This window comes from Novosphingobium sp. FKTRR1, from assembly GCF_020404405.1.
Taxonomy (GTDB): domain Bacteria; phylum Pseudomonadota; class Alphaproteobacteria; order Sphingomonadales; family Sphingomonadaceae; genus Novosphingobium.
In genome coordinates this window covers 124,580-146,351 of record NZ_JAIZDA010000002.1, presented here as the reverse complement: position 1 = coordinate 146,351, position 21,772 = coordinate 124,580, and the positions used below count along the sequence as shown (strand labels likewise).

23 protein-coding genes are annotated in these 21,772 nt (G+C 65.1%); 15 read left to right on the top strand and 8 right to left on the bottom strand.

Annotated features, from left to right (window positions below; all coding sequences use genetic code 11):
- Positions 1–2: 2 nt before the first annotated feature.
- The 3 genes from LDN95_RS02460 to LDN95_RS02450 form a co-directional block, all read right to left on the bottom strand.
- Positions 3–686, bottom strand: a complete 684-nt coding sequence (locus tag LDN95_RS02460; RefSeq protein ID WP_226016037.1) for a glutathione S-transferase family protein — start codon at positions 684–686, stop codon at positions 3–5.
- 62 nt (positions 687–748) lie between these two features.
- The gene (locus LDN95_RS02455) at positions 749–1,384 is read right to left on the bottom strand and encodes a CoA transferase subunit B (protein WP_226016036.1); all 636 of its coding nucleotides are present in this window, start codon (positions 1,382–1,384) and stop codon (positions 749–751) included.
- Positions 1,384–2,109, bottom strand: coding sequence for a CoA transferase subunit A (locus tag LDN95_RS02450; protein WP_226016035.1), 726 nt, complete (start codon positions 2,107–2,109; stop codon positions 1,384–1,386). Before LDN95_RS02450 ends, LDN95_RS02455 begins: the two co-directional genes overlap by 1 nt.
- Before the next feature lie 90 nt (positions 2,110–2,199).
- On the opposite strand from LDN95_RS02450, the gene LDN95_RS02445 reads away from it, so the two are divergent.
- Complete coding sequence (locus tag LDN95_RS02445) at positions 2,200–3,090, top strand: LysR family transcriptional regulator (RefSeq protein WP_226016034.1); 891 nt, start codon at positions 2,200–2,202, stop codon at positions 3,088–3,090.
- A 22-nt stretch (positions 3,091–3,112) separates the two neighbouring features.
- Here the strand turns inward: LDN95_RS02445 and LDN95_RS02440 are convergent, their stop codons facing one another.
- The gene (locus LDN95_RS02440; protein ID WP_226016033.1) at positions 3,113–3,760 is read right to left on the bottom strand and encodes an HAD-IA family hydrolase; all 648 of its coding nucleotides are present in this window, start codon (positions 3,758–3,760) and stop codon (positions 3,113–3,115) included.
- A 153-nt stretch (positions 3,761–3,913) separates the two neighbouring features.
- Between LDN95_RS02440 and LDN95_RS02435 the strand changes: the two genes are divergently transcribed.
- From LDN95_RS02435 to yihA, 7 genes are all read left to right on the top strand, one after another.
- Positions 3,914–4,693 (top strand): universal stress protein, encoded by a 780-nt coding sequence (locus tag LDN95_RS02435; protein WP_226016032.1) that lies wholly within the window; start codon positions 3,914–3,916, stop codon positions 4,691–4,693.
- Between the two features lie 108 nt (positions 4,694–4,801).
- A complete protein-coding gene (locus LDN95_RS02430; protein ID WP_226016031.1) occupies positions 4,802–5,563 on the top strand; it encodes a class I SAM-dependent methyltransferase in 762 nt (253 codons plus the stop codon).
- A gap of 461 nt (positions 5,564–6,024) precedes the next feature.
- The gene (gene rpmH, locus LDN95_RS02425; protein ID WP_039336437.1) at positions 6,025–6,159 is read left to right on the top strand and encodes a 50S ribosomal protein L34; all 135 of its coding nucleotides are present in this window, start codon (positions 6,025–6,027) and stop codon (positions 6,157–6,159) included.
- 44 nt (positions 6,160–6,203) lie between these two features.
- Positions 6,204–6,590: a ribonuclease P protein component gene (gene rnpA / locus LDN95_RS02420; RefSeq protein WP_226016030.1), complete on the top strand. Its 387-nt coding sequence runs from the start codon at positions 6,204–6,206 to the stop codon at positions 6,588–6,590.
- 19 nt (positions 6,591–6,609) lie between these two features.
- Positions 6,610–6,822 (top strand): membrane protein insertion efficiency factor YidD, encoded by a 213-nt coding sequence (yidD, locus tag LDN95_RS02415; RefSeq protein WP_226016029.1) that lies wholly within the window; start codon positions 6,610–6,612, stop codon positions 6,820–6,822.
- A 112-nt stretch (positions 6,823–6,934) separates the two neighbouring features.
- Positions 6,935–8,743 carry a membrane protein insertase YidC gene (yidC, locus tag LDN95_RS02410; protein WP_226016028.1) on the top strand — a complete coding sequence of 603 codons (1,809 nt, stop codon included), beginning with the start codon at positions 6,935–6,937 and terminating at the stop codon, positions 8,741–8,743.
- A 49-nt stretch (positions 8,744–8,792) separates the two neighbouring features.
- The gene (gene yihA / locus LDN95_RS02405; protein WP_226016292.1) at positions 8,793–9,419 is read left to right on the top strand and encodes a ribosome biogenesis GTP-binding protein YihA/YsxC; all 627 of its coding nucleotides are present in this window, start codon (positions 8,793–8,795) and stop codon (positions 9,417–9,419) included.
- 88 nt (positions 9,420–9,507) lie between these two features.
- Here yihA and LDN95_RS02400 read toward each other — a convergent pair whose 3' ends face one another.
- Positions 9,508–11,487 (bottom strand): bifunctional diguanylate cyclase/phosphodiesterase, encoded by a 1,980-nt coding sequence (locus LDN95_RS02400; RefSeq protein WP_226016027.1) that lies wholly within the window; start codon positions 11,485–11,487, stop codon positions 9,508–9,510.
- A 161-nt stretch (positions 11,488–11,648) separates the two neighbouring features.
- Between LDN95_RS02400 and LDN95_RS02395 the strand changes: the two genes are divergently transcribed.
- On the top strand, positions 11,649–12,326 hold the full coding sequence (locus tag LDN95_RS02395) for a glutathione S-transferase family protein (protein ID WP_226016291.1): 678 nt from the start codon (positions 11,649–11,651) through the stop codon (positions 12,324–12,326).
- On the top strand, positions 12,319–13,458 hold the full coding sequence (gene dapE, locus LDN95_RS02390; RefSeq protein WP_226016026.1) for a succinyl-diaminopimelate desuccinylase: 1,140 nt from the start codon (positions 12,319–12,321) through the stop codon (positions 13,456–13,458). The genes LDN95_RS02395 and dapE overlap by 8 nt, the downstream gene beginning before the upstream one ends.
- Here the strand turns inward: dapE and LDN95_RS02385 are convergent.
- From LDN95_RS02385 to LDN95_RS02375, 3 genes are read right to left on the bottom strand one after another with little or no spacing between them, the layout of a single operon-like run.
- Entirely contained in the window at positions 13,442–14,059 is a 618-nt protein-coding gene (locus LDN95_RS02385) for a Smr/MutS family protein (protein ID WP_226016025.1), read from the bottom strand. The genes dapE and LDN95_RS02385 overlap by 17 nt on opposite strands.
- Entirely contained in the window at positions 14,056–15,327 is a 1,272-nt protein-coding gene (locus LDN95_RS02380; RefSeq protein WP_226016024.1) for a murein transglycosylase A, read from the bottom strand. Before LDN95_RS02380 ends, LDN95_RS02385 begins: the two co-directional genes overlap by 4 nt.
- A gap of 24 nt (positions 15,328–15,351) precedes the next feature.
- Positions 15,352–16,029: a Tim44/TimA family putative adaptor protein gene (locus tag LDN95_RS02375; RefSeq protein WP_226016023.1), complete on the bottom strand. Its 678-nt coding sequence runs from the start codon at positions 16,027–16,029 to the stop codon at positions 15,352–15,354.
- A 431-nt stretch (positions 16,030–16,460) separates the two neighbouring features.
- Between LDN95_RS02375 and secB the strand changes: the two genes are divergently transcribed.
- From secB to purT, 5 genes are all read left to right on the top strand, one after another.
- Positions 16,461–16,991 (top strand): protein-export chaperone SecB, encoded by a 531-nt coding sequence (secB, locus tag LDN95_RS02370; RefSeq protein ID WP_226016022.1) that lies wholly within the window; start codon positions 16,461–16,463, stop codon positions 16,989–16,991.
- A gap of 61 nt (positions 16,992–17,052) precedes the next feature.
- The gene (gene murJ / locus LDN95_RS02365) at positions 17,053–18,630 is read left to right on the top strand and encodes a murein biosynthesis integral membrane protein MurJ (RefSeq protein ID WP_226016021.1); all 1,578 of its coding nucleotides are present in this window, start codon (positions 17,053–17,055) and stop codon (positions 18,628–18,630) included.
- Between the two features lie 14 nt (positions 18,631–18,644).
- The gene (gene trpS, locus LDN95_RS02360; protein ID WP_226016020.1) at positions 18,645–19,664 is read left to right on the top strand and encodes a tryptophan--tRNA ligase; all 1,020 of its coding nucleotides are present in this window, start codon (positions 18,645–18,647) and stop codon (positions 19,662–19,664) included.
- A 161-nt stretch (positions 19,665–19,825) separates the two neighbouring features.
- A complete protein-coding gene (locus LDN95_RS02355; protein ID WP_226016019.1) occupies positions 19,826–20,500 on the top strand; it encodes a DUF4136 domain-containing protein in 675 nt (224 codons plus the stop codon).
- Between the two features lie 93 nt (positions 20,501–20,593).
- Complete coding sequence (gene purT, locus LDN95_RS02350) at positions 20,594–21,766, top strand: formate-dependent phosphoribosylglycinamide formyltransferase (protein ID WP_226016018.1); 1,173 nt, start codon at positions 20,594–20,596, stop codon at positions 21,764–21,766.
- The last annotated feature ends 6 nt before the right edge of the window (positions 21,767–21,772 follow it).

Below are 21,772 nucleotides of genomic sequence, written 5' to 3'. Positions count from 1 at the left end.
CTTCACCCGACCCGGTAATCGGCGATGATTTCGCCACAGGCGGCAAGATCGGCCTCGTGGCTTTCCTCGCGCCATGATTCGGCCAGCGCGGCGGCTTCCCATTCCAGCGCGGCGGGGTGGGCGAGCACGGCATCGACCCACGCCTGCCCCTTGCCCACATCAAGGCCATAGGTGCGCACGCGATAGGCGACAGGGGCATAGAACGCGTCGGCGGCGGTGAAGCTATCGCCCGCCAGCCAAGGTCCGCCGAAGCGGGCAAGGCCGGTCTCGAAGATCTCGCGGATGCGTGCCACGTCGCGCACCAGCGCGTCGCGCAAGGGGCGCGGCTTTACCCGCACGCCGACGTTCATCGTGCAGTCGTTGCGGAGTGCGGAAAAGCCGCCGTGCATTTCGGCGACCACGCATTGGGCAAAGGCGCGCGCGGCGGGATCTGTCGGCCACACGCCTTCGTGCCGGTCGGCCAGGTACAGCGTGATGCCCAGCGAATCCCAGATCGTGGCCTCACCATCGATCAGCGCGGGCACCTGTCCGGTGGGGGAAAAGGCACGGAACTCGTCATAGTTCACCGGCTTGGTGAAGGGTTCGAGCCGGTCGGTGAACGCAATGTTCAGCGCCTTCATCAGCAGCCAGGGGCGCAGCGACCAGCTCGAATAGTTCCGGTTGGCGGTGATCAGCGTGTAAGTCATGCGCGGCCTTCCTTATGCCTTGGCCGTATGCCTTGGCGTGGCGGGGGCCGCGCGTCCCCGTCTCAAACCTCGTAATGCGCGGTCGTCTTCGCCTTTACTTCGTCTGCCGTCACGCCGGGCGCAAGCTCGATCAGGCGGAAGGGTGACGAATGATCGGCCCGCGCGAACACGGCCAGGTCGGTGATGACCATGTCGACCACATCGCGCCCGGTCAGCGGCAGGGTGCAGGCGGGGATGAACTTGGGGCTGCCGTCCTTGGCGCAGTGCTCCATCACCACGATGATCTTCTTGACCCCGGCGACAAGGTCCATCGCGCCGCCCATGCCCTTGATCATCTTGCCGGGCACCATCCAGTTGGCGATGTCGCCGTTTTCGGCCACTTCCATCGCGCCCAGCACGGTCAGGTCGATATGCCCGCCGCGGATCATCGCAAAGCTCTGCGCGCTGTCGAAATAGGCCGATTGCGGCAGCTCGCTGATCGTCTGCTTGCCAGCATTGATCAGGTCGGCGTCCTCTTCCCCGGCAAAGGGGAACGGGCCGATCCCCAGCATGCCGTTTTCGCTTTGAAGCGTCACCGTCATCCCGGCGGGAATGTGGTTGGCCACCAGCGTCGGGATGCCGATGCCAAGGTTCACATAGAAGCCATCCTGCAATTCGCGCGCGGCGCGGGCGGCCATGTCATCGCGGGTCCAGCCCATTACACTGCCTCCGTTTCGCGACCAATTCGCTCTCTGACCGTTCGGAATTCGATCTTCTTGTCATAAGGCGCACCCAGCACCAGCCGTTGGACGTAGACGCCCGGCAAGTGGATCGCATCGGGATCGAGGCTGCCAACGGGCACGATTTCCTCCACCTCGACCACGCAGACCTTGCCGCACGTGGCGGCAGGCACGTTGAAGTTGCGCGCGGTCTTGCGGAACACGACGTTGCCGGTCTCGTCCGCCTTCCACGCCTTGACCAGCGCGAGATCGGCAAAGATGCCGCGTTCGAGGATGTAGTCCTGTCCGTCGAATGCTTTTACTTCCTTGCCCTCGGCCACCAACGTGCCGACGCCGGTCTTGGTGTAGAAGCCGGGAATGCCCGCGCCGCCTGCGCGCATCCGCTCGGCCAGCGTGCCTTGCGGGCAGAATTCCACCTCAAGCTCGCCCGACAGGTACTGCCGCTCGAATTCCTTGTTCTCGCCCACGTAGGACGAGATCATCTTCTTCACCTGCCGCGTACGCAGCAGCTTGCCGATACCTTCGTTGTCGATGCCGGCGTTGTTGCTGGCAAAGGTCAGGCCGGTGACGCCCGAATCGCGCACCGCATCAAGCAGCCGCTCGGGCACCCCGCACAGGCCAAAGCCCCCGCACGCAATCAGCAGCCCGTCGCGCAACAGCCCGTCGAGCGCGGCTGCGGCATCAGGATAAAGCTTTCCGGCCATCAATCCCTCCCAGTGGAATGCAGGCAGCGTAAGCCAATCCATACATTGAAAATAGCGTTTGTTTTTTATCCTATATGATAAGAGTTGGCTATGAAACGACTGGCCATCTACCACCTTGAAACGCTGTCGTGGATCGCGCGGCTGGGTACGTTCCGCGCTGCGGCAGAGCGGCTCAACACCACGCAGCCCGCGATTTCGGCCCGCGTGCGCGAGATCGAGGAGCAACTAGGCGTCGCGCTGTTCCGGCGCGAGGGGCGCGGCATGGTGCTGACCACGCGCGGGCGCGATCTGGTCAGGGATTTCGAGCCGCTGTGGGCGGGGTTCGAAGCGGCGCTGTTCAAGGCGAGCGACTTTGCCGGGGCGACCGGCGTGGTCCGCGTCGGCTCGGGCGAGATCGCGGCGGCCAGTTGCCTTCCGGGCTTTGTCCGCGATGTTGAACGCGATCTGCCGGGGGTGACGCTCGAACTCGAACTCGATCTGACCGCGCGGATGCTTCAGCAATTGCTCGCCGGGCGCAGCGATCTGGCATTTCTGGCCGGGCCGGTCGCGGCACCGGGCATCCGCACCGCGCCGATCGGTTCGGTCGCGCTTGTTTGGGCGGCAAGTCCGGCGACGGTTGCGGCGGGCGGATTTGACCGGGACATTCCGGTGTGGGCCTTGCCCGAAAACTCGCCGCTACATGGTGCGGCGGTCGAAAGCCTCGCTGCCCATGGCATCGAGCGGCGCCGGATCGGCACGTGCGACAACGTGCGCACGCTGATCGACATCGTGCGCGCCGGAACAGGTGCCGCCTTGCTGCCCGAAACGATGGTACGCCGGTTGCTGGCGGCAGGCGATCTGACCGAAGTGCTGCCGCGCCCGGTGCGCACGATCCGTTTCGAGGCCGCGATCCGTGCCACCGAGCGCGACCCGCTGATCCTTGAACTGTTCCGCCGCGCCGGTGCGCTCCAGATCGATCCGGCACAGATAGCGCAGGGCTGAGCGCGCCGGGGTTCAGGGTGGTTCAGCCCAGCGCCAGCCCCAGCACCGCCGACAGGTCGGTCAGTGCCTGTTCGCCGCTGGTCACCTTGATCGCGTGCATGCCCAGCGCTGCGGCGGGTTTGCAGTTGATGCCCAGATCATCGAGATAGACGCATTGTGCCGGGGCAAGGCCGAGGTGCGCGCACATCATCGTGTAGATGCGCGGATCGGGCTTGCGCACCCCGGCCTTGCTGCTTTCGATCACGTGTTCGAAGCGGGCGAAGATCTGCTCCATCTCGTCTGCTCGGTCGCTGCTGCGCGCCATGCCCGCGCCATGGCCGGTCGGCACGTTGTTGGTGATGCAGCCGAGCCGGTATCCGGCCGCTGCCAGTTGGTCGAGCGCGCGGATCATCGCCGGGCGGACAGCGCCTGCCAGCACCGCCAATACGGCGCTGCCTTCCAGATGATGTCCGTGGGCGCGGGCTTCTTCGGCGAACAGTGCATCGAATCGGGCCGCGTCGATTTCGGCGCGCTCGAACAGCGCCCATGCGTTGCTGTCAGGGTTGGTTGCGTTGATTCGGCGCACGAAATTCTGCGGCAAGCCACGTTCGGCCTCAAGCCGGTTGAACGCCTCGAACGGAGACGACGTGATCACGCCGCCGAAGTCGAAAATCACCGCCGCAAATGCCATCGTCACCCTCTCGCTTCACTATCGGGCACCGTCTTAACGGCACGGTTAAGGCGGGCAAGCCGCGATTCCCGGCAGGTGGAATTGACTTGGATCATGGCAGCGCCGGGTGGTAAGAGGAATGAAGGCGGGGAAGCCTGAACAAGGAGGATCCCCATGCGCTCCATTCTCGTTACCGCCGACAAGTCCGTCACGCTGGACGATCGCGTCGAAACCGCGCTGGCGCTGGCCCGCGAATTCGATGGCCACGCCACTTTCCAGATCGCCACGCCCTTTGCCGAACTGGCGCTGTGGGAACCGTTCGGTGGCGCTGCGATCACCGCCGAAGCGATCAACCAGGTACGCGAATCCGACGAAAAGCTGGCCACCGATCTCGACGTGCGGCTGGCCCGACAGGATGTGGCGTTCGATGTCGTCGTCGTCGATGAAGGGCGGGCATCGGGCATTGCGGCGGCCTCTCGCTTTGCCGATCTGATCGTGACCAGTCTGGAAGACCCGGCGCTCGAGGAAATCGCGCTGGGCACCCGCAGTCCGGTGCTGGCGCTGCCCAGCGGCAAGCCGTTGCTGGAGCTGAACGTGCCGGTGCTGGTAAGCTGGGATGGCGGCCAGGAAGCGGCCGCCGCCTTGCGCGCGGCGGTGCCACTGCTGCAGCGGGCCGCCAGCGTCCACTTGCTGACGGTACGGGAAAAGGCCGACAGCTACCCGGCCGGCGATGCGGCCGAGTACCTTTCGCGCCACGGGATTCACGCCGAATGCCACGAGGTCGAGCGGAACGGTTCGATTGCGCACACGATCGCCGATCAGGCCAGCGGCCTTGGCGCCGGGTTGGTGGTGATGGGCCTGTTCGGCAAGAGCCGCCTGCGTGAATTGCTGCTGGGCGGTGTATCGCGCGAACTGCTCGACACGGCGCAATTGCCGCTGTTCCTCGCACATTGAAGGTTCTGTTCGCCGAACAGAAGCGGCGTTATCATCGACCTCCTCGGCGGGGCAGCGGCAAGAGCAGTCAGCATCCTTGCCGCTAGCCGTGCCAACGAGGGGGATTTCATGAAGCGATCTGCTGTTCTGTTCATGCTTGCCGTGGCTGGTCTGGCCATTCCGGTCGATGCTCCTGCGCGCGGCAGCGGTGGCGCCAGCCCCGATCCGATCGCGGCTGCCGTGGCGGACAAGACCCGCAGCGAGGCCGACCGGGCTCTGGATGAAGGGCGCAAGCCCGCGCAAATCCTGGCCTTCGCCGCCTTCAAACCCGGTCAGGTGATCGCCGACTGGGGCGGTGGTTACTATTCGGCGATGCTGGCCGACGTGGTCGGGCCCAAGGGCCGGGTCTATGCCGTGGTCAACGGCTCGCGCTGGAAGGCGGATGAATGGGAACCGGCGCTGAAGGCGCACCCGGCCTTGCGCGTCCTTGCGGTGCCACCCTTGGCGCAAGCGTTGGCGCCGGCCAGTCTGGACGCGATATTTGCCAACTTCGAATATCACGATCTCTATTGGGAATCGGAAAAGTACGATTATCCCCACCGCGAGGTGCCCCGCGTGCTGGCCAACTGGTTTGCCGCGCTGAAACCCGGCGGCAGCGTGATCATCATCGATCATGCGGGGCCTGCGGGTGATCCACGTGTGGTGGCCGGGCAGTTGCACCGCATCGACCCGGCGCGGGTTCGCGCCGACATGGCGCAGGCGGGCTTCGTGTTCGATGGCGAAAGCGCGGTTCTGGCGCGCAGCGACGATCCCCATACGCTGCCCATTTTCGACGCATCGGTGCGCGGCAAGACCGATCGGTTCGTGCTGAAGTTCCGCCGTCCGCTTTAGGCGTCACGGTGGCAGCTCCAAGCCGGACAGGGATTTGTTGCGACGCAACCGCTGGAATTGTGCGCAATGGTTTGCCTCTTCGGCGTTTCAGGAAAGCGCGTCGGATGGTTGGGAAATAAGGGGCGGAAAACCGCAGGTTGGTGCCGTAGTTGCATTTTTTGCAAGAACGAATCTTCATTTCGCACTTGCAATATTGCGGGGTTCAAGGCACTTAGAACCTGCCTTTCAGGCATCCTCTCCCAAACTTTCAAAGGCCCGGCCGGCAACGGTCGGGCCCTTTTTTTGCCCAGGGCCGGGGAAACTGGCGGGTGCGGGTCGCAATCAGGCGCGGTTCGGCGCGCAATGCGGCGAATCCCTTGACGTTGGGCGGCGCCTCGCGTAACGGCCACGCCCTGTTTCCGGTTTCCTGACGCCTCAGGGTGCGGGACGCCATCATCGATTCGAACCGAAGAGATTTCACAATGAAGCGCACCTTCCAGCCCAGCAACCTTGTTCGCGCCCGCCGTCACGGCTTCCGCGCCCGCACCGCCACCGTCGGCGGTCGCAAGGTTCTTGCCGCCCGCCGTGCACGCGGTCGCAAGAAGCTGTCGGCCTGAGCGAGCCTGCTGGCGCGCCAGTCGATGACGCAGCAACCCCGGACATGCTCCGGGGCGCGCTGTCGATCATTGCCAAGCGCGCGGATTTCCTGGCTGCAAACCGCGGAATCCGGGTCGCAAGGCCCGGATTTGTCTTGCTGGTCAACCCTCGTGATCGGGCGGACGGCTCGTTGCGCTTTGGCGTGACCGTCACCAAGAAGATCGGCAACGCGGTTGTTCGCAACCGCATGAAACGTCGGTTTCGGGCCTTGCTGCGCGAGATTCTGCCCCACAGCGGTCTGGCCGGTGCGGACCACGTGATGATCGGCCGCGAAGGCGGGGTCGAGCGGGACTTTGCCCTGTTGCGCAGCGAACTGGTTCAGGCGTTGAGCCGCGCCGCCGCCGGCAAGGGCGATCCGCCGCGCCGCCACCCGCGCGGGCCGCGCAAATGACTCTGGCCGGTTGCGGCGCATGATCAAGCGCGTGCTCATTCTGATTGCGCGCGGCTGGCAACTCGGCCCGTCGCGCGTGCTGCCGCCATCCTGCCGCTATGCCCCGAGTTGTTCGCAATATGCGATCGAAGCGCTGGAGCGGCATGGTGCGATTAAGGGTGGCTGGTTGGCGGTGAAGCGGCTATTGCGCTGCCACCCATGGGGCGGGCACGGCTATGATCCGGTGCCCTGACGCATGTGGTGATGGTCCGGGGGCGTTCTGCTTTTCGGCCATTTTCTTTCCCGGCATAGTCCGACGCCGATAGTGACCAACGGCCGATAGTGACCAACGAACGCGAGGCAGAGTGGAAAACCAGCGCAACCTGATCTGGGCCGTGGTGCTGATGGGGGTCATCCTCATCGGTTGGAACGCGGGGCTGCACTATTTCTATCCCCAGCCGGTGCGGCCGGTGGTTGCTGCATCCACTTCGCCCAACTCGGCCACGCCGGTCGCCGATGCCGCGCCGGCCAAGCCCACCCGCGAAGGCGGATTGCAGGCTCCGGCCGACATGGCGCTCGAAGCGCGCGATCTGAAGCAGGAACTGGCCTCGCCCAACCGCGTCGCCATCGATGCGCCGGGTCTCAAGGGTTCGATCAATCTGGCCGGCGGTCTGGTCGATGACCTGCTGCTGGCGCGCCACCGCGAATCGATCGCCAAGGACAGCGCGCCGGTGCGGCTGTTCTCGCCTGCCGGCACCCCGGCGCAGCACTTCGCCCAGATCGGCTGGGTGGGTGAGAATGGCGTTCAGGCACCGACCGCCGACACGCTGTGGCAGGCCGATGGCCGCAAGCTGACGCCGCAAACGCCGGTGACGCTTAGCTGGTCCAACCCGACTGGGCAGACGTTCACGATCCGCTATGCGATCGATGACAATTACCTGATCACCGCTACGCAAGGCGTGCGCAACGCGGGCGCCGCCGCGATCACGGTCAAGCCCTTCGCGCTGGTCAAGCGCACCGAAAAGACCGCAAGCATCGACACCTGGACGCTCCATTCCGGTCCGCTTGGCGCGTTTGACGGCACCGTCTCGTTCGCCACCAATTACAAGGACGTGGCCGCAACCGGACAAGTCAGCCCGGCCGGAGCGCCGAACTGGATCGGTTTTACCGACATCTACTGGCTGTCGGCGCTGATTCCCGATGGCAAGATCAAGGCGCAGGGCGATTACCGCGCTCTTGGTGACGGGCTGTTCCGCGCCGATCTGGTCTGGCCATCGGTCAGCGTCGCGCCGGGGCAGACCGCCGGACAGAGCGTGCGCCTGTTCGCCGGGGCCAAAGAGAACGCGGTTCTTGAGGCGTACGAGAAGCAGGGCGTGACCAACCTGTCGCTGTCGATCGACTGGGGCTGGTTCCGCTGGTTCGAAAAGCCGATCTTCTGGCTGCTCGATTCGCTGTTCCGTTCGGTCAAGAACTTCGGCCTCGCCATCATCCTGCTGACGCTGATCGTGCGCGGGATGATGTTCCCGGTGGCCCAGCGCCAGTTCAAGTCGATGGCCGCGATGAAGGCCATCCAGCCCAAGATGAAGGTCATCCAGGAACGCTACAAGGATGACAAGGAAACCCAGCAGCGCGAGATCATGGCGCTGTACAAGCAGGAAGGCGTCAATCCGCTGGCCGGATGCCTGCCGATCTTCCTACAGATCCCGGTGTTCTTCGCCTTGTACAAGGTGCTGGTGCTGACCATCGAGATGCGTCACCAGCCCTTCATCCTGTGGATCAAGGACTTGTCCGCGCCCGATCCGCTGCACATCCTCAATCTGTTCGGGCTGTTGCCGTTCGACCCGCCCGGCTTTCTCGGCATCGGCGTGCTGGCGATCGCGCTGGGCACCACGATGTGGCTGCAGTTCAAGCTGCAACCCGCCGCGATGGACCCCGCGCAGCAGCAGGTCATGGCGATCATGCCGTGGATGATGATGTTCGTGATGGCCCCGTTTGCGGCCGGGCTGCTGATCTACTGGATCACGTCGAACTTGCTGACCATCGGCCAGCAGCGCTACCTTTATGCACGCCATCCGCAGTTGAAGGCGCAAGCCGCCAAGGATCAGCAGAACATCGACCGGTCGGTGGCGCGCGATATCAAGACCAAGGGCCCAGCCAAGAGCCCCAAGCGGTGAGCATGATTCGTTGAGCAAAGTCGGACCCGATGAAGAAGCCGTTCGCCTGATGGCGCTGGAGGAACGCGCGCGCGCCCTGTTTTCGGGCCGCGTCGAGTTCCTCAAGTCGGCGCCGTCGCTGCAGCACCTGCCCGATCCGGCCGAGCCGGAGATCGCCTTTGCCGGTCGTTCCAACGTCGGCAAATCGTCGCTGATCAACGCGCTCACCGGGCGCAAGTCGATCGCCCGCACCTCGGTGACGCCGGGGCGGACGCAAGAACTGAACTGGTTCGAAGTCGGCACGCCGACGCAGTTCCGGCTGGTCGACATGCCCGGCTATGGCTTTGCCAAGGCCCCGCCCAAGGTGGTCGAGCAATGGCGTCGGCTGGTGCGCGACTTTCTGCGCGGCCGCGTGGTGCTCAAGCGCACGCTGGTGCTGATCGATTCGCGCCATGGCATCAAACCGGTCGACACCGAGATGATGCAGATGCTCGACGAGGCAGCCGTGGGCTATCGGCTGGTGCTGACCAAAGCAGACAAGATCCGCGCCGAGGAACTGGCCGAAGTGCGCGTCGCGACCGAAGCGGCCGCGCGCAAGCATACCGCCGCGTTCCCGCACATCCACGTCACCTCGGCGGACAAGGGCATGGGCATTGCCGAACTGCGTGCCGCCGTGCTGGAAGACGCCGAAGTCTGACGGGCCTAGCCTGACTGGCCTAGCCTGACTGGCCTAGCCTTACTGGCCAAGTCTGATGGCCAGTGTTTGATGGGCGAAATCTGCTTCGTTACGGGCGGTTGTAGCCTCCTGCGTGGCGTCGCTGCGGACCGGGGCCGGACAACAGTTGCAAGTCCAGCACATCGGCCAGCGCACCGGGGCGCGCGATCAGGTATCCTTGCACGAAGTTGAAACCGGCCAGCGTCGCTTCCATCAGCTGCATGTCGGTCTCGATGCCCTCGAACACGCAATCGAGATTGAGCGAACGCGCAAGGTTGCGGATCGCGTTGACCAGCCGTCGGCCGACCGGATCGTCCAGCCTTGTGGCAAAGCTGCGGTCGATCTTGACGGTGCTGAGCGGCAGCAGGTGCAGCGAACTGAGGCTGGAATATCCGGTGCCGAAGTCATCGAGCGCCAGTTCGACCCCGCAGGTGCGCAGCTTTTCCAGCGCTGCCCGCGCGGTGTCGAAATCCTCGATCAGCGATGTCTCGGTGATCTCGAACGTCAACCGCCGTGCGTCGATGCCCGAAGTGGCTATGCGCGCGAGCAGGGTTGATATCGTCTCGGCATCGGCAATGTCGGGCGCGGCCAGATTGAACGACAGCCGGATCGACGACGGCAGCGATGCGCAGGCTTCCAGCGCCTTGTCGAACAGCGTCAGGGTGATCGTGCGGGCAATGCCCAGACGCTCGGCCGTGGCAAACAGCATTTCTGCGGGCACCGGGCCGAGCGCGGGCGACGTCCAGCGCGCCAAAGCTTCAACGGCGACAGGCTCCAACGACCGGGAATCCACGATCGGCTGGTAGACCAGCGCGATTTCTTCGCCGAGGTTGGCGGTTTGCAGCGCGCTTTCCAGCGCCTGCTCCGATCGGATCATGTGTTCGAGTTCGGTCGAAAAACGCGCGCAACTGCCGCGTGCCCGCTTCTTGGCGTGATAGAGTGCGAAGTCGGCGCGATCGAACAGGTCGTGCGCGGTCTGCCCGGCATCGGGCCAGGCGGCAAGGCCGCCCGAACACCCGACCGAAACCTGCGAATCGCGCAAATTCACCGGCACCTGAATCAAGTCGCACAGTGACTGGCCGATGGCTTGTGCGCCTTCGATATCGGCCTCGACGATAATGCCGAACTCGTCGCCACCCAATCGGGCTATCGTCACCTCGGGGCCGCAGGCGCGCTGCAACCGCGCGCCGATCTCTTGCAGCAACCGATCGCCCTGCGCGTGGCCGAGCGAGTCGTTGACCGGCTTGAACCGGTCGAGATCGAGCACCCCGATACAGAATACATCTTCGGGGCGGGCACGCGCCAACACGGCATCGAGCCTGGCGAAGAAGTAGCGGCGATTGGGCAACTGGGTCAGCGGATCGGAATGGGCAAGGCGCGCGTTCTCTTCGCCAAGCAGCTGGGCCTGCGCGCGCTCCTCCACCAAAGCGCGCTGGGATTGCTGCAACTGGACAAAGGCGATGAACGAATCGCGCAAGACCTTGAGCACGACCGCACCGACCAGACCGACATTGATCGCGATCGAGGTGGCCTCGAAATTGCCCACCAGCAGATAGTGGATCAGGAACGCACCGAACACGATCACGCAGACGATGTGGGCGGCCCGCGGCAAGTAGGTCAGGCAAAAGATGCAGCCCATCACGGTGATCGCCAGAAACACCGCGACATGACTGTGCTGGAACGCATTGCCGTACTGATCGAGCGCCAATGCCCAGAACGTGAACCCGACCGATACGACTCCTGCAAGGATCTCGGTCCGGCGCATCTGGCCAAGCGCTGCATCGATATCGTGCAGCGCCTTGTCCTCGCGCATCATCCATTGGATCAGCCGGACGATGCAGGCGGCGATGAGCACGCCCGGAATCAGCATGGTCAGCAGCCTTGGCGCAACGCCGATATAGGCAAAGGCCAGCGCCCCGGCGTTGAGCATCAACACGATGTAAAGCGGCGGAATTTGCCGTCGCAGATTGGCGTATTGCGCCAAAGCGATGTCGCGTGCCTGATCGGTGGGTGTCAGGGCAGATGGGGCAAAGGCCGACGCAAAGGGCATTGCGGTTGGCTTAGCGTCGATCAGCCTTGCATGGCCCTAGCGCGCCATCTGTAAAGTTACGGAGTCGGCCGAGCGGGTTAACCGATCGCTTGCGGTTCAGCCTCGACAGCCTGATCATGAACGTTTAGGCGCGCCAGCCTTGGCAGAAGGAAAACAGCGTGCTGCACCTCGTCATCGGTAACCGGACATATTCAAGCTGGTCGTTGCGTGCTTGGCTGGCCTGCCGCCAATCGGGCCTGCCGTTTACCACCACGGTGATGCCGCTGTACGGTCCGGGTTGGGAGGAAACCAAGCGCGCCCATCCGCTGCTGCAGCCATCTGCCGGCAAAGTCCCGGTGCTGTGGGATGGCGATGCGGTGGTCTGGGACAGTCTAGCCATTCTGGAGCATCTGGCAGACACCGTCGGCCGCGACCGGTTCTGGCCGCGCGATGGCTCGGCAAGGGCTCTGGCGCGCTCGATGGTGGCCGAGATGCATTCCGGCTTCACCGCGCTGCGCAGCCATCTGCCGATGAATTTGCGCCATCACGCGGAGGTGTCTTTGCCCGATGCGGTACAAGCCGACATTGTACGCGTCCTGTCGCTTTGGGCAGAGGCGCGCTCGCGCTTTGGCGCTGGCGGCCCGTTCCTGTTCGGCAGCTTCGGCGCAGCCGATATCGCGTTTGCACCGGTTGTCGCGCGGTTCCTGTCCTATCAGGTGCCGTTGCCCGGTTTCGCCCGCGCCTATGCCGAGGCGCTGTGGGAGCATGACTGGCTGCGTGCGTGGGTTGCGGGCGCGGCACAGGAAAGCTGGACAATTGCCAGCTTCGACACACCGGAACTGGCGACCGTTCATGTCTGAGCCCACGATTTGTCTCGATCCGGTCGAACTGGCCGAACAACTCATCGCCTGCCCCAGCGTGACGCCTGCCACCGGCGCGGTGTTCGACTGTCTTGAGGCGATGTTGCAACCATTGGGCTTTGCGGTGCATCGCTTCGTGGCGGGCGAAGCGCCCGACGGGCCGGTCGAAAACCTGTTCGCGCTGCGCAGCGGGCCTGCGGGCAGTCGCCATTTCGCCTTTGCCGGGCACCTTGATGTGGTGCCTCCGGGCGAGGGCTGGAGCAGCGCTCCGTTCGGTCCGGAACGGCGTGGCGAACTGCTTTATGGCCGCGGCGCGGTCGACATGAAGGGTTCGATCGCGGCGATGGTGGCCGCTGTTGCGCAAATTCCGGCCGAGGCGGGCACGATCAGCTTCCTGATTACCGGCGACGAGGAAGGCCCTGCGCGGTTCGGCACGGTGCCGCTGATCGAACATGCCCGCGCGGTTGGCGCGCTGCCCGACTTGTGTCTGGTGGGCGAGCCGACTTCGGTCGCGCGGTTGGGCGATATGGTCAAGATCGGCCGTCGCGGCTCGGTCAACCTGTGGCTGACCGCAGATGGCGCGCAAGGCCACGTGGCCTATCCGCACCTTGCCGACAATCCGATCCCGCGACTGGTGGCGCTGCTGGCGGAACTTGATGCGCTGGTGCTCGATCAGGGTAGCGAATGGTTCCAGCCGTCCAATCTGGAAGTCACCGACATCACCGTCGGCAATCCGGCGACCAACGTGATCCCGGCGCAGGCGCGCGCGCGGTTGTCGATCCGCTTCAACGATCTGCACACCGGACAGGGGCTGGTCGACCGGGTCACCGCCATCGCGGCACGCCATGGCACGCAGGTGCGCGCGGTGATCTCGGGCGAAAGCTTCGTCACCTTGCCGGGCGATTTCTCGGCGCTGGTCAGCGCCGCGGTGGAAGCGGAAACCGGGCTGGTGCCCGAACTGTCGACCACCGGCGGCACCTCGGACGCGCGGTTCCTGCGTGCGCTGTGCCCGGTGATCGAATTCGGCCTGTGCAACGCCACGATGCACAAGACCGACGAGGCGGTGTCCATCGCCGATTTGCACGTGCTGACCCGGATTTACGGCCGCATCGCGCTCAGCGCGCTTTCCTGAGCACGATGTAGACCGCGCCCGCACCGCCATGGCGCGGATGGGCGCCCCGCACGGCGGCGATCCGGCTGGCGTGGCTGCTGTGGGCCAGCCAGTCGAGCAACTTGGCGCGGATCGCCCCGCGCCGCTGCCCGCGCAAGTCGTGTTCGTCGACCGGGCGCGGCTTGCCCGCGATGAGCAGGATGACCCGCGCGCCCATCGCCAGCGCCTGGGTCAGACCGGCGCCGAGCCGGGCATGCGCGGTGTCGAGGTTCATGCCGTGCAGGTCGATCGTCACGTCGGGCTCGACGATCCCGCGCGCGAGCTTGCGATCCCAACTGCCGTCCAGCCCCTGCGCGGAAAGCGGGCGCGGCGGCGCGGGCGGAGGGGTGGGCGCCGGGCGCGGTGGCGGGATGCGGCCGCGCGGCGGGCGTGGTTGCAACGCTTCGGCCATCGATACCGGTACGGGCGGCGATAGCGACGGGGCCGGGTTCGCTGCAGATGGTGGCTTGGCAAAGTGCGGACGATGTAGCGGCGTGACGGTTTCAGTCACCTTGCGCCACAGTGCGGCTTCGTCCGCGCTCAAACCTTGCGGGACGCGCCCGTGCGGCCTTGGCGGAGTCATCGGCCGACTTGTCCGGCAAGGCGGGCAAGCACCCCGCGCGGCAACAGCAGCAGCGCACGGCCGTGTGCGCTCATGCCGCCGGCCACGGTGCGCGCTTCGGTGCCGCTGCCCCAGAAGCTGTCGAAGCGGTTGGCCCCCTTGATCGCGCCGCCGGTATCCTGCGCCACCCACAGGCCTTGCACGGCGGGGTTGTCGGTGGCGAGCCAGACCGGCGCGCCGAGCGGCACGAACGCTGGGTCTGCGGCCAGCGTCACACGCGGGGTGACAGGTACGCTCAGCGCGCCGACCGGCCCTGCGGCGGCGTTGTTGCCGGTAGTATCGCGGAAGAACACATAGGCGCGGTTGGTGCGCATCAGCGCGCGGCCTTCCACCGGATGTTCGCGGATATAGCGCAGGATGCCCTGCATCGATCCGGGGTATTGTCCGGGGCCGGTGCCGATCAGACCTTGCTGGCGCATGACCTGACCGATGCCGGTGTAGCTCCAGCCGTTTTCACCGGCATAGCCGATCCGCATGATCGTGCCGTCGGGCGCGCGCAAGCGGCCCGATCCCTGCACTTGCAGAAAGAACAGCTCTGCCGGATCGGCCGCCCAGCCGATCTCGAGGCCTTGTCCGGCGAGCGCGCCATCGGCGATCTGGCCGCGATCCCAATAGGGCGTGAAGGCGCCGTTGGCATCATAGCGCCCCAGCGGCTGTGTGCCGTCAGGGTTGGGCGGGGCATCGCCAATCCGCGCGCGCACAAGATCGGGCGGCAAGCGATAGATCGGCACATCGAAACCCGGCTGGCGTGTGCGGACGCCGCTGATTTCGGGTTCGAAATAACCGGTAACGTAAGTCGTGCCATCGGCAACTTGCGCGGTTTCGAACCAGGTTGCGAAGAAGGTTGCTGCGTCGCTCGCCAGCCAGGTTGCGGCGGCGGTACAGGGGCCGGTCCAGTCATCCGCGCGGGTCAGTCCGCTTGTATCGCCACGCCGGATCAGCCGGGGGCACGAGGCTGCAAAGGCGGCCAAGCTGGTCTGCGCATTGCTCGGGCTCAACCGCAGGCTGGCAACCGAAGGGCCGGGAGTGACCCCTGCCAGCACTGCGTTGCGCAGCACTGGTGGCGCAGACGGGCGAACTTGTGTGGGGTAGCCGGGCGCAGGACGAGCCGGCGTGGCAGGCCCGGGGCCAGCGGGCGGTATCAGTTGCCCACAGGCGGCAAGCGCGGCCAGCAACAGCAGACAAATTGCAATGTGCGCGCTTGCGACGGGACCACGCGCGGGCGGCATGCTGGTTTCAGCCTCTTGCCGACTTCAACCTTCGTCGGTTTCGTCGAGCACCCAGTCGGGATCGCGCGAGGTGAGGTCGCGGCGGAAGGTCCACAAGTCACGCGACTCGATGGCATCGTTGAGCGATCCGGCGATCAGCACACCATTGGCGTCGCGCGTGATCGAGGCGATGTCTGCCACGAAGCGCACGGTGACGAGCGCGATCGGTGCATCGAACCTTGCCGCAACGATTTTCGCTTCCTCGATGCGGATAAGCCGCGAATCGAGCTGCTCGCCCGCAGCGACTCGCGCGTCAATGGCGGCGGCAAAGCTTTCGAACACGTCGGCATCGCACAACTGGCCCAGCGCGTCCTTGTCGCCGCGCCAGAACGCTTCGAGCACCATGCCATAAGCGCTCTTGGCGCCGATGAGGAACAGGCTGACATCGAAGCGGCGGTCGGCACCGATGATGGCGCGCACGCCCGCCTCGGCTTCCTGCTCGAACCCTGTGGCTTCTGCCGGGATGGCGATCGGACGTGGCGGTTGGGCGGGATTTTCGGCAAGGCGTGGTTGCAGCGGGCGAGGGGCGGCTGCAGGGTCGGGTTGTTCCACCCGCCCGCGCACTGGTTCCTCGTTCTGTTCGGGACGACGGCCGAGCACGGCGTAGAGCCGCAGGCCCAGAAAGGCCGCGATCATCGCCAGGATCACAATCTCAACAACCACAAGCAATCATCCCGCAACGATGGTGTCGGTTGGCGGAATTCGGGGTTACCCCTTCGCCCGCGCGGACCGGTATAATCTTGCCGAGGTCGTCTTGCCGGAGTCCCTCAGGCAGCTTCATACACTGCAACAAATAAGTACGATTTACAAATGAACAACGCATGGATGAACCCTTGTTGGCATTCTCAGGGGTTTTTCACCATGCCCTTGGGGGCACATTCCGGGGGCGCTGCGATGAACCGCACTCCGAACGGGGTGGATGCCCGTAGTGCCCAAGGTCGGCCCAAGGTCGGCCCAAGGTCGGCCCAAGGTGGGCAACGCACGATTGCCGCCACCGGCTGCACCTGCTAGGCGCCGCGCCAATCCATAACGCGTTGGCGCCGATCACGCGCAAAGCGCACCCACGCAACCATCTCGTCAGGAAAGCACCTGCAATGGCCGACGAAGGCAACATCATCACCGATCTCAACCTCGATCAGCCGGTCGGCCCTGTGCCGAACGGCGAAGATACGGCGCCCGCGATCGGCTTGGTCTCGCAGTATGTGAAGGATCTTTCGGTCGAGAACCCGAATGCGCCTGACAGCTATCAGTGGACCGAGACCCCCGAAGTCGCGGTCGATTTCAACATCGGCGCGCGCACGCTGGGCCCCGATGTGCACGAGATCGAGCTGAAGGTCACCGTCACCGCGCGCGCGCCCTCGGGCATCGCGTATATCGTTGAGCTGGCCTATGGCGCTCTGATCGCGATGCGCAACGTGCCCGACGATCAGGCGCACCCGTTCCTGTTTGCCGAAGCGCCGCGTCTGGTGTTCCCGTTCGCCCGCCGCATCATCGCCGATGCCGTGCGCGATGCAGGTTATGCGCCGCTGATGCTCGAACCGATCGATTTCAACGGTCTGTATCTGGCCCAGTTGCAGCAGCAGGCGGCCGACGAGCTGGCCTCCGGCGTCGCCGGACAGGCCTGATTTTCTGACGGCCTGACCTGCTGACCCATCCGATCATGCCGTTCGCTTCGGGGACTCGACGATGAATCTTCTGAAAGCGACCGGCACGATCGGCGGGCTGACGCTGGCCAGCCGCGTGCTGGGGCTGGTGCGCGACAGCCTGTTCGCGCGCTACATCGGTGCCTCATTCGCCTCTGACGCGTTTCTGGTCGCGTTTCGGCTGCCCAACATGTTCCGCGCGCTGTTCGCCGAAGGCGCGTTCGCCTCGGCCTTCATCCCGATGTTCAACCGCAAGGTGGGCGATCCCGAAGGGCGCGGACTGCCCGAGGGGCTCGACTTTGCCGAACAGGCGCTGGCGGTGCTGCTGCCGGTGCTTCTGGTCATGACGCTGCTGCTTGAGATCTTTGCCTGGCCGGTCACGCTGTTGCTGTCAGGCAAGTTCAACGGCGTCAGCCACGATCAGTTCGCGTTTGCGGTCACGCTGTCGCGGCTGACGATCCCCTACTTGATGCTGATCAGTCTGGTCTCGCTGTTCGGCGGCATCCTCAATTCGCTGCATAAGTTCTGGGTCAACGCTGCCGCTCCGATCCTGCTCAACCTGACGCTGATCGCTGCGCTTTTGCTGTTCCACAATACCGATCCGCTCGTCACCGCGCGCAATCAGGCGATCGCGGTGTCGGTTTCGGGCGCGCTGCAGCTGCTCTGGCTGGCGCTGGCCTGCCGCCGCAACGGGGTAAGCCTGAAGCTGCGGCGCCCGCGCCTCAACCCCGACGTGAAGCGGCTGCTGGCGCTGATCTGGCCCGCCGCTGCCGGTGCCGGAGCGGTGCAGATCAATCTGGTCATTTCGACCGCGCTGGCCGCCTCACTGCTGGCGCATGGCTCGGTCACGTACATCTACATGGCCGACCGGCTGAACCAGTTGCCGCTGGGGCTGATCGGCATCGGCCTTGGCACCGTGCTGTTGCCGACGATCTCGCGCCAGTTGGGTGCGGGCGAGGATGCGGCGGCGATGGAAACGCAGAACCGTGGCATGGAACTGGCGCTGCTGCTGACGCTGCCTGCCACGATGGCGCTGGTGCTGTGCGGCGAGCCGATCGCGGCCGCATTGTTCGGCTATGGCCGCTACACGCCAGCGGACACGCACTTCACGGCGCAGGCGCTGGCCGCGTTTTCGATCGGCCTGCCCAGCTATATTCTGGTCAAAGTGCTGACGCCCGGTTTTTATGCGCGGCAGGACACCAAAACGCCTGTTCGCTATGCCACCGTGTCGATGGTGGTGAACCTGGTTGGCAACCTGCTGCTGATCGTGCCGTTGCAGCACATCGGGCCACCGCTGGCCACCGCGATCGCGTCGAGCGTCAACGTCGGCCTGCTGTACGCCACGCTGGTCAAGCGCGGGCATTTCGTGGCGGACGCACAACTGCGGCGGCGGGCGCCCCGGCTGGCGCTGGCGGCGCTGGCCATGGGCGGCGTGCTGTGGCTGACCCAAGGCGTGTTGACCCCCTATGTCCACGGCAGCTGGCCGGTGCGGTTTGCCGCGCTGGTGGCGCTGGTCTCGGCCGGAATGGTGGTCTATGGCCTCGCCACCGTCCTGCTCGGCGCGTTTTCGCAGGATGACCTGCGGCTTCTCGTGCGACGCAGGCGCACCACTCAAGGCTAAGGCATAGCAGTCCCATGCGTATCGTTTCCGGCATCCAGCCCACCGGCAATCTCCACCTTGGCAACTACCTCGGGGCGATCCGCAACTGGGTGGCGATGCAGGACGAATGGACCGCCAAGGGCGGTACCTGCCTGTATTTTCTGGCCGACCTTCACGCCATCTCGATGCCGCATGTGCCTGCCGATCTGGCGGCCAACACGCGCGAGATGGTTGCCGCGCTGGTCTCGTGCGGGATCGACCCCGACCGCTCGATCCTGTTCAATCAGGCGCAAGTGCCCGCCCACGCCGAACTGCAATGGCTGCTCAACGGCACTGCGCGCACCGGCTGGCTCAACCGCATGACGCAGTGGAAGGACAAGGCAGGCAAGAACCGCGAAGGCGCTTCAGTGGCGCTTTACACCTACCCGGTGCTGCAGGCCGCCGACGTGCTGCTCTATCAGGCCACCCATGTTCCGGTGGGCGAGGATCAGAAGCAGCATCTCGAACTGGCGCGCGACATCGCGCAGAAGTTCAACAACGACTTCGCGTCCGAAGATGCGCCGGTGTTCACCCTGCCTGATCCGATCATCCCGCCGCAGGCCGCCCGGATCATGAGCCTGCGCGATGGCAGCGCCAAGATGAGCAAATCCGACCCCTCGGACATGAGCCGCATCAACCTGACCGACGATGCCGACATGATCCTGCAAAAGGTGAAGAAGGCCAAGACCGACCCCGAGCCGATCCCGTCCGAAGCGGCGGGGCTTGATGGCCGGGCCGAAGCGCGCAATCTGGTGGGCATCTACTCGGCGATGTCGGGTGAAAGCGTGGACGATATCCTCGCCCGGTTCGGCGGGCAGGGCTTCGGCGCGTTCAAGCCCGCGCTGGCCGAACTGCTGGTCGAACAGCTTGCGCCGATGGCCGCGCGCTATCGCGACTTGCGCGAAGATCGTACCGCGCTGGATGCAATTCTGCGCAAGGGTGCGGACAAGGCGCGCGAACTTGCCATCCCGACGCTCAACGCCACTTATGCAGCGCTGGGGCTGGTGCGCGGCTGAATTTGCGGCAGAATTAGCCGGGGGGCAGAAGGTTTTCGGTGGACGGCGCGTTCATTCAACGTCCGTTCACCCCCTCGCTCCTACGCCGAAGGCGTGTTACCAGATCGGTAAGGCTTGTCTTTACGGGGACATGGATGGGCCGCCATGAGGAGTCGCCAAGAATGACCAATGCGCCCAAGCGTCATCGCTTTATTGCCCTTGCAGTTCCCCTGTTGCTGTCCCTGTCGGCCTGCGCCACTGCGTTCGACGCCCGCGTCTCGCGCTTCCAGCGTGAACTGCCGGCGCCTGCGGGTCAGACCTTTGCCGTCGTCGCCGATGACCCGCACAATGCCGGTGGCCTCGAATTCTCGCAATACGCCAGCCTTGTCGCCGCGCAGTTGCAGAAGGTCGGCTACGTTCCCGGCAATCCGCAGACCGCCGACCTGCTGGTCAAGTTCGACTATGGCGTCGACAAGGGACGTGACCGCGTTCAGGCCACCGGTCCTGCCGATCCTTACTGGGGCGGCTGGTATGGCCCCGGTTATGGCGGCTTTTATGGCCGGCCCGGATTCTATGGCCGCCACGGCTGGGGCTGGGGCTGGTACGATCCGTGGTTCCGTGGTCCGGGCTTCGGCAACAGCGTCGATGTGGTGACCGTCTATACCAGCGGCATCGAGGTGAAGATCGAGCGCCACGCCGATGGCCAGCGCCTGTTCGAAGGCAAGGCCGAGGCGGCATCGACCTCGAACCGTCTGCCTTACCTCGTGCCCAATCTGGTCGAGGCGATGTTCACCAACTTCCCGGGCAAGAGCGGCGAGACGATCAAGATCTCGGTTCCGCCTGAAAAGAAGAAGTAACACTTTCAACCAAAATCGCCCCTGTCCGGTTGACCATGCGCAGCCGGGCAGGGCAAAGCGGCCCGCATCATCCGCTATCGGAGTGCCGCCGCCATGGCCTTTACCGCACGCATCCTTCTGCTTGGCTCGGGCGAGCTGGGTCGCGAATTCGTCATCTCGGCCAAGCGGTTGGGTTGCCATGTCACGGCCTGCGATGCCTATGACAATGCGCCTGCCATGCAGGTGGCCGACGACCGCCGCGTATTCTCGATGCTCGACGCGCAAGCGCTGGCGGCCACCATCGCCGAAGTTCAGCCCGACCTGATCGTGCCCGAGGTCGAGGCGATCCGCACCGAAGTGCTCGCCGAGTTCGAGGCGCAGGGCTTCAACGTCGTGCCCTCTGCCCGCGCCACGATCATGACGATGAACCGCGACCGCATCCGCGAAGTCGCCGCCGTCGATCTGGGCTTGCGCACTTCGCGCTACCGCTATGCCGAAAGCCTCGACGAAGTGCGCGAAGGTGCCGCGCACACCGGCTTTCCCTGCGTGATCAAGCCGGTCATGTCGTCATCGGGCAAAGGGCAGAGCACGGTGCGCGACGCCGACGGGCTCGAAGCTGCGTGGGACTATGCCGTGGCCAACATGCGCGGCGACCGTCGGCGCGTAATCGTCGAGGAATTCATCGCCTTCGACTACGAGATCACGCTGCTGACCGTGCGCCACCGGGGCGGCGTTTCGTTCTGTCCGGCGATCGGGCACCGCCAGGAGCGCGGTGACTATCAGGAATCGTGGCAGCCGACGCCGATGTCGGATCAGGCGATCGCCGATGCGCAAGCCATGGCGCGCAAGGTGGTTGACGATCTGGGCGGCTATGGCCTGTTCGGCGTCGAATTCTTTGTGCGCGGCGATGAAGTGATCTTCTCCGAACTCTCGCCCCGTCCGCATGACACCGGCATGGTGACGCTGCTCTCGCAAGACCTGACCGAGTTCGACTTGCACGCCCGTGCCATCCTTGGCCTGCCGATCCCTGCAGAAATCACCTTGCGCGGCCCCAGCGCCTCCGCCGTCGTCCTGGCCGACCGCCATGCCGCCGATTTCCACGTTGAAGGGTTGGCCGAGGCGCTCAGTGTGTCGGGCGAAGCCGTCGACGTGCGCATTTTCGCCAAGCCGGTGACGCGGCCCTACCGCCGCATGGGTGTCGCCTTGGCCCGTGCCGCAACATCGGACGAGGCGCGCAAGATTGCGGCAGAAGTGGCGGGGAAATTGCGGATCGTTTACCCGGATTAATCCCGA

What these genes read in the sequence shown, in the direction of transcription:
- LDN95_RS02460 (WP_226016037.1), bottom strand. Translation starts at nt 686, where the DNA reads ATGACTTACACGCTGATCACCGCCAACCGGAACTATTCGAGCTGGTCG.
- LDN95_RS02455 (WP_226016036.1), bottom strand. Translation starts at nt 1,384, where the DNA reads ATGGGCTGGACCCGCGATGACATGGCCGCCCGCGCCGCGCGCGAATTG.
- LDN95_RS02450 (WP_226016035.1), bottom strand. Translation starts at nt 2,109, where the DNA reads ATGGCCGGAAAGCTTTATCCTGATGCCGCAGCCGCGCTCGACGGGCTG.
- LDN95_RS02445 (WP_226016034.1), top strand. Translation starts at nt 2,200, where the DNA reads ATGAAACGACTGGCCATCTACCACCTTGAAACGCTGTCGTGGATCGCG.
- LDN95_RS02440 (WP_226016033.1), bottom strand. Translation starts at nt 3,760, where the DNA reads ATGGCATTTGCGGCGGTGATTTTCGACTTCGGCGGCGTGATCACGTCG.
- LDN95_RS02435 (WP_226016032.1), top strand. Translation starts at nt 3,914, where the DNA reads ATGCGCTCCATTCTCGTTACCGCCGACAAGTCCGTCACGCTGGACGAT.
- LDN95_RS02430 (WP_226016031.1), top strand. Translation starts at nt 4,802, where the DNA reads ATGAAGCGATCTGCTGTTCTGTTCATGCTTGCCGTGGCTGGTCTGGCC.
- rpmH (WP_039336437.1), top strand. Translation starts at nt 6,025, where the DNA reads ATGAAGCGCACCTTCCAGCCCAGCAACCTTGTTCGCGCCCGCCGTCAC.
- rnpA (WP_226016030.1), top strand. Translation starts at nt 6,204, where the DNA reads ATGCTCCGGGGCGCGCTGTCGATCATTGCCAAGCGCGCGGATTTCCTG.
- yidD (WP_226016029.1), top strand. Translation starts at nt 6,610, where the DNA reads ATGATCAAGCGCGTGCTCATTCTGATTGCGCGCGGCTGGCAACTCGGC.
- yihA (WP_226016292.1), top strand. Translation starts at nt 8,793, where the DNA reads ATGGCGCTGGAGGAACGCGCGCGCGCCCTGTTTTCGGGCCGCGTCGAG.
- LDN95_RS02400 (WP_226016027.1), bottom strand. Translation starts at nt 11,487, where the DNA reads ATGCCCTTTGCGTCGGCCTTTGCCCCATCTGCCCTGACACCCACCGAT.
- dapE (WP_226016026.1), top strand. Translation starts at nt 12,319, where the DNA reads ATGTCTGAGCCCACGATTTGTCTCGATCCGGTCGAACTGGCCGAACAA.
- LDN95_RS02385 (WP_226016025.1), bottom strand. Translation starts at nt 14,059, where the DNA reads ATGACTCCGCCAAGGCCGCACGGGCGCGTCCCGCAAGGTTTGAGCGCG.
- LDN95_RS02380 (WP_226016024.1), bottom strand. Translation starts at nt 15,327, where the DNA reads ATGCCGCCCGCGCGTGGTCCCGTCGCAAGCGCGCACATTGCAATTTGT.
- secB (WP_226016022.1), top strand. Translation starts at nt 16,461, where the DNA reads ATGGCCGACGAAGGCAACATCATCACCGATCTCAACCTCGATCAGCCG.
- murJ (WP_226016021.1), top strand. Translation starts at nt 17,053, where the DNA reads ATGAATCTTCTGAAAGCGACCGGCACGATCGGCGGGCTGACGCTGGCC.
- trpS (WP_226016020.1), top strand. Translation starts at nt 18,645, where the DNA reads ATGCGTATCGTTTCCGGCATCCAGCCCACCGGCAATCTCCACCTTGGC.
- LDN95_RS02355 (WP_226016019.1), top strand. Translation starts at nt 19,826, where the DNA reads ATGACCAATGCGCCCAAGCGTCATCGCTTTATTGCCCTTGCAGTTCCC.
- purT (WP_226016018.1), top strand. Translation starts at nt 20,594, where the DNA reads ATGGCCTTTACCGCACGCATCCTTCTGCTTGGCTCGGGCGAGCTGGGT.